The 12,866-nt window shown below is 53.9% G+C and carries 10 protein-coding genes; 7 read left to right on the top strand and 3 right to left on the bottom strand.

From position 1 onward, the window contains the following. Window positions 1–95 precede the first annotated feature (95 nt). Both AC2FNV_RS22120 and AC2FNV_RS22115 read left to right on the top strand, forming a co-directional pair. Complete coding sequence (locus AC2FNV_RS22120; protein ID WP_170605126.1) at window positions 96–545, top strand: metallophosphoesterase; 450 nt, start codon at window positions 96–98, stop codon at window positions 543–545. Window positions 546–752: 207 nt separating this feature from the next. Beyond that, the gene (locus AC2FNV_RS22115; protein ID WP_496774534.1) at window positions 753–1,208 is read left to right on the top strand and encodes a baeRF12 domain-containing protein; all 456 of its coding nucleotides are present in this window, start codon (window positions 753–755) and stop codon (window positions 1,206–1,208) included. 42 nt (window positions 1,209–1,250) lie between these two features. On the opposite strand, the gene AC2FNV_RS22110 is transcribed toward AC2FNV_RS22115, so the two are convergent. After that, window positions 1,251–1,802 (bottom strand): LOG family protein, encoded by a 552-nt coding sequence (locus AC2FNV_RS22110; protein ID WP_170605130.1) that lies wholly within the window; start codon window positions 1,800–1,802, stop codon window positions 1,251–1,253. Between the two features lie 126 nt (window positions 1,803–1,928). Here AC2FNV_RS22110 and AC2FNV_RS22105 point away from each other — a divergent pair, with 126 nt between their 5' ends. Both AC2FNV_RS22105 and AC2FNV_RS22100 read left to right on the top strand, forming a co-directional pair. After that, window positions 1,929–3,275 (top strand): LysM peptidoglycan-binding domain-containing protein, encoded by a 1,347-nt coding sequence (locus AC2FNV_RS22105; RefSeq protein ID WP_170605132.1) that lies wholly within the window; start codon window positions 1,929–1,931, stop codon window positions 3,273–3,275. 60 nt (window positions 3,276–3,335) lie between these two features. Continuing rightward, window positions 3,336–5,159 (top strand): ABCB family ABC transporter ATP-binding protein/permease, encoded by a 1,824-nt coding sequence (locus tag AC2FNV_RS22100; RefSeq protein WP_170605134.1) that lies wholly within the window; start codon window positions 3,336–3,338, stop codon window positions 5,157–5,159. Between the two features lie 51 nt (window positions 5,160–5,210). Here the strand turns inward: AC2FNV_RS22100 and AC2FNV_RS22095 are convergent, their stop codons facing one another. Together AC2FNV_RS22095 and AC2FNV_RS22090 are read right to left on the bottom strand one after the other, a co-directional pair. Then, window positions 5,211–8,999: an efflux RND transporter permease subunit gene (locus tag AC2FNV_RS22095; RefSeq protein WP_496774531.1), complete on the bottom strand. Its 3,789-nt coding sequence runs from the start codon at window positions 8,997–8,999 to the stop codon at window positions 5,211–5,213. Further along, window positions 8,996–10,225, bottom strand: coding sequence for an efflux RND transporter periplasmic adaptor subunit (locus AC2FNV_RS22090; protein ID WP_170605138.1), 1,230 nt, complete (start codon window positions 10,223–10,225; stop codon window positions 8,996–8,998). Before AC2FNV_RS22090 ends, AC2FNV_RS22095 begins: the two co-directional genes overlap by 4 nt. A 226-nt stretch (window positions 10,226–10,451) precedes the next feature. Between AC2FNV_RS22090 and AC2FNV_RS22085 the strand changes: the two genes are divergently transcribed. The 3 genes from AC2FNV_RS22085 to AC2FNV_RS22075 all read left to right on the top strand — a co-directional run. Continuing rightward, a complete protein-coding gene (locus AC2FNV_RS22085) occupies window positions 10,452–11,123 on the top strand; it encodes a hypothetical protein (protein ID WP_170605139.1) in 672 nt (223 codons plus the stop codon). Window positions 11,124–11,170: 47 nt separating this feature from the next. Further along, on the top strand, window positions 11,171–12,493 hold the full coding sequence (locus AC2FNV_RS22080; protein ID WP_170605141.1) for a PQQ-like beta-propeller repeat protein: 1,323 nt from the start codon (window positions 11,171–11,173) through the stop codon (window positions 12,491–12,493). A gap of 49 nt (window positions 12,494–12,542) precedes the next feature. Next, on the top strand, window positions 12,543–12,866 hold a 324-nt coding region (locus AC2FNV_RS22075; protein WP_496774520.1), incomplete at its 3' end, for a GTPase.

Genomic DNA, 12,866 nt, shown 5'->3' with positions numbered 1-12,866 from the left:
CTTTTTTCTTTGGGCTACAGGTTCTTTCTTGAACCTGCGCTGCGGCTGCATGTGCGCAAATGGCATGTGCGACGACGCGGTTGGGTCGAATGGCTATGTCCAGACGCTTGAACGGTATGGGCTTTCAGGTCTTGTCCAATGCCGAGGTCAATTTGGATGATGCCAGAGTTTGGTCGGCGCGGTTGGAGGATCAACGCGCGATCCCGCGCGGGTTACGAAAATGCCGAAGGTTGCACGACTTACCGGCAACATTGGCGCAAGTTATCGATGACGCGCCTGTCATCATGATGGCCCATGAGCCCGGTATGTTCCCCGAGATGCCCAAGCGGGTTGCCTTGACGGTCTCTGGTCACACCCATGGCGGGCAGATTCGGTTTGCGGGTTGGGCGCCGTTTGTCCCGTCCCAGTGCCGCAACCGTTACGCCTATGGCCACGTGCACGAGGATGGGCGTGATCTGATTGTCTCGGGCGGGATCGGGTGCTCCATCTTGCCGGTGCGATTCGGAGTGTCGCCTGAGATCACGGTGATCGAATTGTCCACCTGACGGGTGGAAACCTGCCGACACGTCAACTTTCATGTTGAAACCTATTGCACCGCCTCCCGCAGTACCTAGCTATAGTAGGCGGAGGGAGAGAACCGCCAAATCGTTGAAAAACAACACTGTGCTGCGTGAAAGACACCATTCACGCGACCAGATGGGCTGTGCCCGCTGGATGAGGGATGAGCAAATAAATCGATACAGGAGGTCACTATGGCTGCACTTGAACAGGGAACTTGGGTCATTATCGCGGACGGGGAAAAGGCGCTGGTGATGGAGAATATCACCGACGCGCAGGACCCCAATCTGGTTGTCGTCTCCGTCGAGGAGCTTGATACGCCTCAACCCAGACCTACGGATCGTGCCGGTCGTAGGTATGACGCGGGGCCGAACCAAAAGTCGGCCATAGAGGAGCCCGACTGGAAAACCCATGCGAAATCTCTTTTTGTGCAAGATTTGGCAAATTTACTGAACCGAAAGGGTTTAAAAGGCGCGTATAAACGATTGGTTTTAGTTGCAAGTCCGCATGTACTGGGGCTTCTACGTCGTCGGCTTCACAGTAAAGTCTTGGCTAAAGTTGTCGCCGAAGTCGACAAGACCATGACCAATCACCCCTTACGCAAAGTAGAAGCTTTGTTGAGCAATCGGTTGAAATCGTCTGTTCCGTGAACGGGAAAGATAAGGGCGGTTACACACCGCCCATCTATTACGTCAGTCTAAAACCTGCCGCAGGGCAGACATCGCGGCGTTAGGACTGTCGACCCAGGTAATAAAATCTAACAGTGATGCATCAGCGAAATCCTGATCGATGACTTGCTGCAGAAGAGTGCGCAATGCATCCCAGTAACCGTCTATGTTCAAGACCAGTATGGGCTTGTCGTGCAAACCCAACTGTCGCCAGGTCAGGGCCTCGAACAACTCGTCCAAAGACCCCGCTCCTCCGGGAAGCACGACGACGGCATCAGCGTTCATGATCATGACTTTCTTACGTTCATGCATCGTCTCGGTTACGATGAATCGCGTAAGGTCTGTCTTACCCACTTCACGTTGCAAAAGGTGAACAGGGATCACACCAAAGGTTTCACCGCCGGTCGATTGCGCTGCGCGCGCAACTTCGCCCATCAACCCTACGTCTCCGGCGCCGTAAACCAATCTCCAACCTTCCTTAGCCAACAACTGTCCAAATTGGTTGGCAGCTTGTGAATAGGCCGGATTAGTGCCATTGCGTGACCCGCAATACACACAAACAGATTTCTGAGACATGGAATGACTTCTCCGGGCTTGTGTCAGAGGTTTTGACCCCTGATAGCGACATTGATAGATTGGCTCAACCGTCCGATCGAATGCTCGACACTCGGGGTATTTGTGTGGCGGGGTGAAAGGAAAAGAATGAACGCCGAATCGGGAAGCGGAAGCTCTAAAACATTTATTTGGGGGCTGGTTGCGGGGCTCGTCGCTGTTTTGGTGGCAGGGGGGCTTTATCTATCGGGGATTTTCAACAGGACACCTACACAGTCACCGACCGAAACCGACGTTGCTGTTGAGCAACCGTCGGAAGAGTTGCAAACAGATGAGCCTGCGGCGTCGACAGAGGATATTCAGGCCGAAGCTCTGGAACAAAATGTCGGCACGGACCAATCGGCGGATATTTCCGAACCCGCCGTTGAATCTGAGTCTGAAGACCCCGCAACTGATGAAATCGCCACTGCCGCTCCGGTTCTGGATCAGATTTTTGTCGAACCAGACGGGAATTCTTTGCTTTCAGGAACAGCAGATCCGGGTTCCGAAGTCGACGTCGTGCTGGATGGCGAAACTGTTCACAGCTTTACCGTGGACGAAACTGGTCAGTTCGCCGAATTTCTGTCAATTCCTTTTGATGATGATGCGAGAGGGTTGGTATTGGAAACTCAAAATGAGGATGAGCCTGTTCGTTCTGATGACTATCTGATCGCCGCTCTGCCTGAGCCTGGGCCTGAGCTAACGGATAATGCTCCTCAGGAAACCGAGGACCCCGAAACCGCCGGATTGGAGGCTTCTGACGCAGAAAGCCCTGACCCAAAAATCGAAGAATTAGAAGAGCCGCAGACAGAGTCTTCGGAGACAGCAACCTCTGTTGCTGAAACCGAAACCGACGAAGAACCTGCGGCTATCACCCCAACCACGAACCCCGACAAGCCGAGCCAACAGGTGGCTATCCTGAGGTCTGGCGAAGATGGCGTCGAACTGGTTAAGCCGCCTGCAGCAAGCGAAACACCGCCGGATCAAGTTGAACTCGACACAATTGGGTATTCAGACGAAGGCGAGGTTGAGCTGACAGGCCGCGTTCAGGATGATTCCTCGGTGCGTCTGTATTTGGACAACAATCTTGTGGCAGATTTGGATCCTTCGAACGACGGTCAGTGGCGTGGAGAAATCGAAGGTGTGGATCCCGGTGTCTATACATTGCGCGTAGACGAGGTTTCACCCGAAGGCGACGTGGTTAGCCGGATCGAGACACCTTTCCAACGTGAACCCATCGAAACGTTGAAGGCTGCCGAGGCAGCGGCCAACCCCAACTCGTCGACGGCAGCTCCGATCAGGTCCGTCACAGTTCAAAAAGGCGACACCTTGTGGGCTATTTCGCGCGAGCGTTATGGCGATGGAGTGTTGTATGTCAGGCTGTTCGATGCCAATCGCGAGTCAATCCGCGACCCAGACCTGATTTATCCCGGGCAAATCTTCACGATCCCCGAATAGAACGCTGACACTGGCCCAGTGCGGGCCAGGGTCAATCTCAGACCGATGTTAAGGTACGTGATGAGACGAAAGCCCGCGAATCCGCCTATTGAGACGCGAGACCAGGACGAGCGCAAGTCGGGATGGCGCACCATCCGCAAAGTTGCACCATATCTATGGCCTGATGATGAGCCGTGGGTAAAGCGGCGTGTGGTAATAGCATTGTTGATGCTTGTCTTGGCCAAGCTGATCGCTGTCTACACCCCGATTTTATATAAAGGCGCAGTTGATGGGTTAGCTGGCGAAGGTGTGCCCCCGCTGGCGTTGGGAGCGGTGGGTTTGACCGTTGCCTATGGCATAGCTCGAATGATGACCGTTGGATTTCAGCAGTTGCGGGACGCGCTGTTCGCACCGGTGGGGCAAAGGGCACTGCGAGCGCTGGCGCTAGAAACATTTCGGCACATCCACCAATTGTCGATGCGCTATCACGTGACCCGGCGCACTGGTGGCCTAAGCCGCATTATCGAAAGGGGCGTCAAAGGCGTAGAATTCCTGCTGCGGTTTTTACTCTTTTCCATTGGACCGCTGATTTTAGAACTTTTGATGGTGGCGGTCATATTAATGTGGTTGTTCGATGTATGGTATCTGGTCGTGGTCGCAGCGACAATCACACTGTACATCTGGTTCACATTTGCGGTGACCGAATGGCGCGTAAAACTGCGTCGTGAAATGAACGATCAGGATACCGAAGCCAATCAACGAGCGATCGACAGCCTATTGAACTTCGAAACTGTCAAGTATTTCAATGCGGAAACGCGCGAAGCTGAACGTTACGATGTGTCGATGAAGGCGTATGCTCAGGCAGCGCTAAAAACGGCTTATTCGCTTGCGTTTTTGAATTTTGGTCAATCCATGCTGATCACTGCGGGATTGATTGGTGTCATGGTTCTGGCGGCCATTGGAGTACAAAACGGAACGCTCACTGTGGGGGATTTCGTCATGGTCAATGCGTACATGATCCAAATTACGGTCCCACTGAATTTCCTTGGCACGGTTTACCGCGAAATCCGTCAGTCGTTGGTTGATATGGGACAAATGTTCGATTTGCTGGAACAGCCATCTGAGGTAACCGACAAGCCCGGTGCGCGTGATCTTGAGGTGGCTGGGGGGCAAGTCACCCTCGACAATGTTCGTTTCGGATATGATCCAGATCGGGAGATCTTGCGTGGAGTGTCCTTGACAGTGCCAGCCGGGAAAACCGTGGCTATTGTGGGTGCAACCGGTTCAGGAAAGTCCACAATTGGGCGTTTGTTGTTCCGTTTTTATGATGTTACCGGTGGCGCGTTGAAGATTGACGGGCAAGACGTTCGGAACGTTACACAATCCAGCCTTCATTCAGCTATTGGAGTAGTTCCTCAAGACACGGTCCTGTTCAACGACACGATCCGCTACAACATCGCCTACGGTCGGGATGGTGCTAGCCAAGCAGATGTCGAGGCCGCTGCTAAAGCGGCCCAAATACACGAGTTTATCGAAGGTTTGCCGCAAGGTTATGATACCAAAGTCGGCGAACGCGGACTTAAGTTATCAGGGGGAGAAAAGCAACGCGTCGGCATTGCACGAACACTGTTGAAGAACCCTCCGATTCTGCTGCTGGACGAAGCGACATCAGCTTTGGACACAGATACGGAACAGGATATCAAGGATGCGCTTGCTCGTGCTGGTGAAGGGCGGACTGTGATAACGATCGCGCACCGTCTAAGTACTATTGCCGAGGCCGACCAGATTGTCGTTTTGGAAAAAGGCAAAATCATAGAGCAAGGCACCCATGATGCATTGCTTTTGCATGAGGGGCGCTATGCACAGCTTTGGAACAGGCAGCAACTGGATGCGCAGGTTGCGTGATCACTGCATACTTTAAGGTTAAACCCTAAATCGAAACGCCGTCGCAACAGACTATTCAGCGGCCTTCAATGGCGTTGAAGGAGGATGGTCCGGATTGTCATTATCTGTTCTTTGCGACTCGAAAATTACGTCGGCGTTGTCAGTCCAGACGACTTCGGTGGATTGCATCTGGCGCGCCGTGCGGCCAATTTTCATATCTTGCGCAATTTGACTGGACCGGCCCCCGGTTAGACCGGCCAATGCCTTGGCCAGCCAGACCGAGTAGGTGACAACCCAAACCCGAAGCGCAAGAAACGATGGCGTTACGATCAGAGTCAGCACGGTTGCCGTGCCCAGGCCGAAAACAACTGCTGTCGCAAGCTGCTTCCACCAAAGCGCAGTGGGGCTGTCGATTGAATATCCACCATTGATAAAGTCCAGAGACAAACCGAACATCATTGGCGTGAGGCCCGCCATAGTTGTCAAAGTTGTTAGCAAAACGGGTCGAATTCGCGCCTCGGCCGTTCGTACAATAGCCTCGATTCTGGGCATTTGGCGGCTGTATTCCTGATAAGTGTCAATCAGAACAATGTTGTTGTTCACCACAATCCCTGCAAGCGCCACAATACCTGTCCCGGTCATGATGATCGAAAAGGGCTGTTGCATCCACATCATTCCGATCAGTACACCGGTTGTGGAAAGCACGACGGCCAAAAGAACAAGAACAGAGTTGTAGAACGAATTGAATTGCGCCAGCAGAATTACGAACATTAGCCCCAACGCACCAGCAAACGCGTTGACCAGAAAGGCGCCCGATTCTTCTTGATCTTCCTGGTCTCCGGTCCATTCCCAACTTACCGTGTTGGTAAAGGGATCGGTGTTTAACCATTCGGTCAGAACCGCGATACGTTCATTCGGGTTGATCAGACCAAACTTGGCATCTCCGCTTTCAATGGCATTTTGCAGGTCATCGATACTTTCGGCGCCTGTTAGCTGCACAAGCTCAAAAGCCTTGCCTTCTGAGTTGGTCAAAACCGTTCCGGAAGGTTCTGCCCCTTCGGCGACCTCTTTCATTACGGCCAAACGTTGTTCTGCCCCATCTGAACCTTCGATGAACACTTTGCTCAAACTGGGTTCGACATCCGCTTTTACGTCATAGTAACGTTCCTGATTGACCCGGTCGATTACCGCGAGTTTGGCCACTGGCTTACGCGTGACAAAGTTCGAAAGAGGCACCAACCCATCCTGGGTTCGCACTTTTAGAGTATCCAAAGTTGATAACACTCGGTCTTCCTCGGGCAGGCGGACCCTTATTTCGATTTCCTCATCCGTGCTGTCAGGGCGCATTTCGCCCAACAGGATGCCGCGTGTCACCAATTGTACCATTGCACCAACGGTCGCAACATCGGCGCCAAAACGCCCGGCCTTGGCGACATCGACGTCGATTTGCCAGTCGATTCCGGGAAGCGGTAGGGTGTCTTCGACTTTGATCAGGCCGGGCATTGAATCAAACACCGAGCGTGCGTTTGACGCGGCTGTGGTCAGATCTTCCCAGCTGTCGCCTTTGATACGCAAATGTACCGGTTTGGCCGACGCGGGTCCCTGTTCTAAGGCCAAAATTTCGACCACGATACCCGGTAACTTGGCAAGTTCGGAACTCAACTCTTCCAGCACGAAATCGCCATCGAATTCAGGCGCAATAACCTGCCGTTCCAAACGTCCTCCAGCGACAGGTTCGGATACGGTGGGCCGATCCTCCCATGGTATGATCTCGAACTGAACTCGCCCTACCGTATCAGCCGGGGCTTGGGCACCGCCATTGTTTTGATCCAAACCGCCTTCGCCAGCAAAGGAAAAGACATTAATAACTGCGGGATGGGCGCTGATGACCTCTTCTGCCGCCAATACCATCGCGTCTTTTTCAGCCAGAGACAGGTTTCCCCGGGCGCGCACATACGCAGTGGCTTGTTCCGGTTCGTTTTCGACGAAAAACTCAACTCCGCGAGAGTTCTGTGGGAAAAGTACAAAAGCAATGTAGAAAACCATTGCGAACACCGCTGCGATAGCGACGATCGGCATTACCGGATTTCCAACCAGAAATTTGACGAAATAACCAAAAGGGGTGTGTTCTTTTGATGTTTGAACCTTCTCGTCGACCTTACGTTCAATTCGCGCCGCGCTGAGCGTAACCGAACCTGCAAAAGCTCCAAACAAAAATAGAACCGCTCCAACGATAGAGCCGCCGGGCAACAAATAGCTGGGGTTCAGCATCAGCATCGCGCCAAGGAAAATCAAATAAAGTGAAGGCGGGACCAATGCGGCGCGTACCCACCATGGAGTACGTGCCCTTAACCATTTCGACATACGGTCGAAAGTGCGGCTAAGGCGTCCGGAAACGCCGCCCATGACCGGAAGATAGATAAGCGCGACGATTAACGACGCCGAAAGTACGAAAATAAGCGTAACGGGCAACATCCCCATGAACTCGCCAGGAACACCGGGCCAAAACAGCATGGGAAGAAAGGCACAAAGTGTAGTGGCCGTTGACGACACGATCGGCCAAAACATCCGTTGAGCGGCCTGAACGTAGGCGTGCATGGGGCCAACGCCTTCTTTGATGCGTTTGTCAGCGTATTCGACAACAACGATGGCGCCATCTACCAACATTCCGACTGCCAGAATGAGACCGAACATCACGATATTGGAAATGCTGACACCCATTACAGCAAGAAATGCAAAACAAAGGAGGAATGATGTCGGAATGGCAAATCCAACCAAAAGCGCGGCACGCGTTCCTAATGACGCAAGCACTACGATCATCACCAAAGCGATCGCAGTCAGAACAGATCCTTCCAGCTGACTGACCATTGATCCAACGATACGGCTCTGGTCGTTAGAAGTTCCGACATCGACGGCCGCCTGCAATTCAGGTGGCCATTTAGTCTGGGCTGCATCAATTGTCTGTTTCACCTGTTCAACTGTGTCAATCAGGTTGAATCCCTTGCGTTTGACCACTTGCAACGCCACGGTGGCTTCGCCATTGAAGCGGGCAGTACCCGAGCGGTCTTCGAAGGTGTAATTGATTTCGGCCAACTCACCCAGAGTTACGACGCGGTCGCCGTTAACTTTGACGGGCAGTTCGTACACATCCCGTGCGGTTTTGAACGAGGACGGAATTTTAACCGAGAATGTGCCTTGCGCCGTTTCTACTTCGCCTGCCGCAATCAATTGGTTGTTGTTGCGCACGACGTCGATCAATTCGGCCGCTGTAACGTTATAGGATTCGAGTCGAAGTGGATCGATGATAACTTCCAGCAACTCGTCGCGATTACCCGCTATTCCAGCTTCAAGCACAGAATCCAATGCTTCAAGTTCATCCTGCAAGTCTTTGGCAATGCGGGCCATTGTGCGTTCAGGTACAGCGCCCGTCAAGTTCACGATGACTATCGGGAATTCCGAAAAGTTGATTTCGAACAGTGAATATTGTTCAGCGCCATCGGGAAATTCGGCCTGTGCGCTGTTCATTGCATCACGCACATCGGCGGTTATGGCTGTCTTGTCCCAGCCGAAGTCAAATTCCAGCCCGATGCCGGCATAGCCTTCAGCAGCGGTGGCGGTCATTTCCTTTAGGCCATCCAAATCCGCCAGTTCGGTTTCCATTGGTTTGACCAAAAGGTTTTCGGAATCCTCTGCCGAGATTCCGGGGAATGACACTGAAACGAACAGGGCGGGGATTTCAATGTCCGGCTCGCCTTCCTTAGGCAAGCTGACATAGGCGAACCCCCCCACAACAAGTGAGATCGCAATGAACGCCAGAACCATTCTGGCGCGGCCAGCGGCCCAACTGACGATACCCGTCATTGCGATTCTTCCATGTAAGTCGGCGCCACGGCCACACCGCTTGTCACAAATTCCTGCCCTACAACAATCACATCAGTTGTTTCTGGAAGGCCACCGATCCATACGCCTTCGGACGTGTCGCGCAGCAACTCAATCGGCATGAAATCGACGATGTTGCCCGCCCCGACTGTACGTACACCCAACTGGCCGTCATTGTTGAGTGTAAGAGCAGATTGCGGTAGCAAGTGAGCTTTGACGCCTTCCGCTGCAATCTGAATTTCTGCGGTTTGGCCGTCTCGAATCAACAGTTCGGGGTTGGGTACGGTTACTTCCACCTCAAATGTGCGAGTTGTTTCGTCTGCCGAACGACTTAAGAAAGTTACGCGACCTTCAACCTGAAGCCCTGTAACCAGTTTGGCCGAGGCCAAGGACCCTACAATAATGCGATTCACTTCAGTTTCCGGAACAAAACCGACCAGTTTTATCGGATCAAGCTGTATAACAGTCGCGCACAGTGATCCGGGTTGCATCAAGCTCCCTAGTTCTGCGGTATCGCTTTCCAGCAAACCTTTGAACGGAGCCTCGATGGTAAGCCTGTCCATTTCGCGACGGGCTGCGGCGACTTCGGCTACGGCTGCCTCGATACCCGCTTGAGTGGCTTCCAATCCTGCTTCAGCAGATTTCACGCCGGCATCGGCGCTGCTCATAGCGGCCTCGCTGGAAATTCGGCGTGTTTCTGATCCAAATCCACTTTCAGATAGTCGGCTGGCTGCTTTCAGATTGATTTCGGCTTCGGCGACCAGAGCGTGAGCTTCTTCCAAACGAGCCTCAGCCTCGGGTATTCGGCTTTCTGCTTCAAGTTTTCCTGCCATCGCTTCGGCCAGACCCGCAGGACGTGTGCCGGGGTCAAGTTCGCAAAGAAGATCACCCGCTTCGACAAATGCGCCTTTGCGCATCGGTTCGGAGACCACTGTCGACGTAGTTTCTGCCAAAACTTCAACCTGACGGTTCGCTTTTGTTTGTCCCCGCAAGAGCACGGCACTGCCTATCTCGCGTGCGGTCGATCGGAGTGCGACGACTCCAACAGCGTTTTCGGCGACGACAGAACCCTGTTCAACGGAATCTTCGGCCGATGCGGATTGATCTTCGCCACGACCAGCGAACGCAAACAGTTCATCCCGTTGAAAAACCAGGAAATACAATGCGACGGTGACCAAAACCGCGTTGATTAGGGAAATCAACCGCATACAAAGCCTCTCTACCAATACCTTGGCCAAACTGAACCTTGGCGCACATGCCTTGAAATGGGGCCGAACCCCATGCATGTCCATACTGAACTGAATAGTTCGGTTCACTTTTTTAGGCAAGAGGCGCCAGTATATCACAGAATGTGTGAATTCGGGCACTTGGCTTGGCCGTGGCGGCGGGGTATGACATGGCGCCAGAAAGCCGAATACAACGCCCGGGGGCAGGATGAGCGACGCCGATAGTTTTATTGATGAAGTCACCGAAGAGGTACGACGCGACCGCATGTACCTGCTTTTGCGTCGTTGGGGATGGATCGGGGTAGTTGCTGTAGTCGCGATCGTTGGCGGCGCAGCGTTCAACGAATACCGCAAGGCCCGCGAAACCGGCCAAGCCGAGGCACTGGGCGACGCAATCCTTTCCGCGCTGGCCGAGAACGGGTCGACCGAGCGCGCTGAACGTCTAAGCCAGATTGATGCTGAATCAGCTGGCGGGGACGCGGTTCTGAACATGCTTTCGTCCGCATCACAATTCGAGGCGGGTTCCGAGGCTGAGGCTGTCGAAAAGTTGAATGCTATCGCGGTTCAGGGCGATCTGCCGGAGATTTATCGCGCTATCGCCAGTTTCAAAGCGTTGTTACTGCAAACTGATTCTTTGCCGGCCGCTGATCGGCGTCAGCAATTTGAGGCCCTGGCAGCACCTGGTGCACCTTTGCGGCTGCTGGCCGAAGAGCAGCTCGCTCTTATCGAGATTTCAGAGGGAGAGACACAGGCCGCGATTGAACGCCTGCAGGCTCTTCGCCAGGACGCAGAGGCCAGCTTTGACCTTCAACAACGTGCTGGTCAGCTGATTGTGGCACTCGGCGGTGAGCCGGAACCACTTGTGGCGCAGCAAGGTTGATCCTTCGGGTCGGCAAAACGGGATGTGACAGGCTGGTGCAAGAGATCATGGCAGCAAAATATATTTCTCATTTTGGACTAGTGGTTTCTGCGCTGACCCTAATGACTCTCAGCGCCTGTCAGGAGCCTGAGGTTATTTTACCTGGCGAGCGTGAAGACATTCGTCCTGCGATAGACAATGAAACAGTTGAGACGCGGGGATCAAAACCGATCAGTTTGCCCGGGCAGTCTGCGAATGCCAGCTGGCCGCAAAGCCCAGGTACAGCTGCATTTCGGACAACAAATGCCGCTCTTCGCGCTACGCCTCAGCGGATTTGGTCAACCTCGATCGGAGCGGGCGACGCGCGCAAACAGCGCATAACTGCTGATCCGGTTGTTGCTGGGGGATTGATTTACACGCTCGATGCAGCGGCAACAGTTTCAGCCGTTACTCCTCAAGGGGCAGTCGCGTGGAGCACTAATGTTATCCCTGCCACCGAAAAAGAAATTGATGCGACCGGCGGTGGCATAGCATATGCGAACGGGATTCTATACGTCTCGTCCGGATTTGGTCGGCTGACGGCTTTGGATGCCAAAACTGGAGTTCAGCGTTGGCAAAAGCGTTTGAATGCTACAGGCAGTGGTGCGCCATTGGTTAGCGACGGGCTGCTGTATCTTGTTGCTGGTGACGATACTGGTTGGGCAGTCAACACCAAGGATGGGCGCATTGCTTGGCAGGTTCAAGGCACTCCAAGCGTTGGCAACGTGCTTGGGGCTCCAGCTCCGGTTGTGACCTCGGACTTAGCGGTTTTCGCATTTGGGTCCGGCGATGTCGCGGCGACCTTTCGCAAAGGAGGTATCCGGCGCTGGAACGCTTCTGTTGCCGGTGGACGTCGCGGGCGCGCTGCTGCGCGTGTCGTAGACGTAACCGGAGGTCCCATGGTCTCAGGCGGCACGATCTATATCGGAAACCATTCTGGTCGCACTGTCGCCTTTGATGCCGCCACGGGTGAGCGCCGCTGGACCGCGCCTGAAGGCGCAGTTGATACGGTCTGGCCTGCAGGTAACAGCATCTTTCTGATCAGCGATCGCAGTCAGTTGGTCCGCCTGGATGCTTCTGACGGATCGATAGTCTGGGCCCAAGACCTGCCAGGTTTTGTCAAGGACAGGCCAGGGCGTCGGGGACCAATCTTTGCCCATTACGGCCCAATTGTTGCCGGAGGCCGAGTTGTTGTCGCCTCAAATGACGGATTCTTGCGCTTTTTTAGCCCGGTCGATGGGTCGCTGGTGCACCAAGTCGAGGTTCCGAACGGCGCGACTACCGCCCCTGTCGTAGCAGGGCAAACGCTATACGTCGTTTCGACCAAGGGCGAACTGCACGCTTTCCGTTGACGGAAAGATGCGCTAAAGGGCGCTTCTTGAGTTTTGAAAGTTGAGTATCATGTCGCTGACCCTCGCAATTGTGGGGCGCCCCAATGTGGGTAAATCCACTCTGTTCAATCGCCTTGTCGGCAAACGATTGGCCTTGGTTGACGATCAACCGGGGGTAACGCGGGATCTGCGTGAAGGCGAAGGTCGGCTGGGCGATCTTCGATTTACTGTGATCGACACCGCAGGTCTTGAGGACGCGACGGACGACAGTTTGCAAGGGCGGATGCGTCGCCTGACTGAACGCGCAGTTGATATGGCAGACGTTTGCCTGTTCATGATCGATGCGCGAACCGGCCTTACTCCAACTGATGAGATGTTTGCTGAAATCCTGCGA

This window comes from Ruegeria sp. BHSA163 (assembly GCF_059613365.1).
The sequence above is the reverse complement of the archived record's forward strand: the minus strand, read 5'-3'. Positions and strand labels throughout refer to the sequence as shown.

Excerpts from the sequence above, each read along its gene's own strand:
- AC2FNV_RS22120 (WP_170605126.1), top strand. The coding sequence starts at position 96 with ATGTCCAGACGCTTGAACGGTATGGGCTTTCAGGTCTTGTCCAATGCC.
- AC2FNV_RS22115 (WP_496774534.1), top strand. The coding sequence starts at position 753 with ATGGCTGCACTTGAACAGGGAACTTGGGTCATTATCGCGGACGGGGAA.
- AC2FNV_RS22110 (WP_170605130.1), bottom strand. The coding sequence starts at position 1,802 with ATGTCTCAGAAATCTGTTTGTGTGTATTGCGGGTCACGCAATGGCACT.
- AC2FNV_RS22105 (WP_170605132.1), top strand. The coding sequence starts at position 1,929 with ATGAACGCCGAATCGGGAAGCGGAAGCTCTAAAACATTTATTTGGGGG.
- AC2FNV_RS22100 (WP_170605134.1), top strand. The coding sequence starts at position 3,336 with ATGAGACGAAAGCCCGCGAATCCGCCTATTGAGACGCGAGACCAGGAC.
- AC2FNV_RS22095 (WP_496774531.1), bottom strand. The coding sequence starts at position 8,999 with ATGACGGGTATCGTCAGTTGGGCCGCTGGCCGCGCCAGAATGGTTCTG.
- AC2FNV_RS22090 (WP_170605138.1), bottom strand. The coding sequence starts at position 10,225 with ATGCGGTTGATTTCCCTAATCAACGCGGTTTTGGTCACCGTCGCATTG.
- AC2FNV_RS22085 (WP_170605139.1), top strand. The coding sequence starts at position 10,452 with ATGAGCGACGCCGATAGTTTTATTGATGAAGTCACCGAAGAGGTACGA.
- AC2FNV_RS22080 (WP_170605141.1), top strand. The coding sequence starts at position 11,171 with ATGGCAGCAAAATATATTTCTCATTTTGGACTAGTGGTTTCTGCGCTG.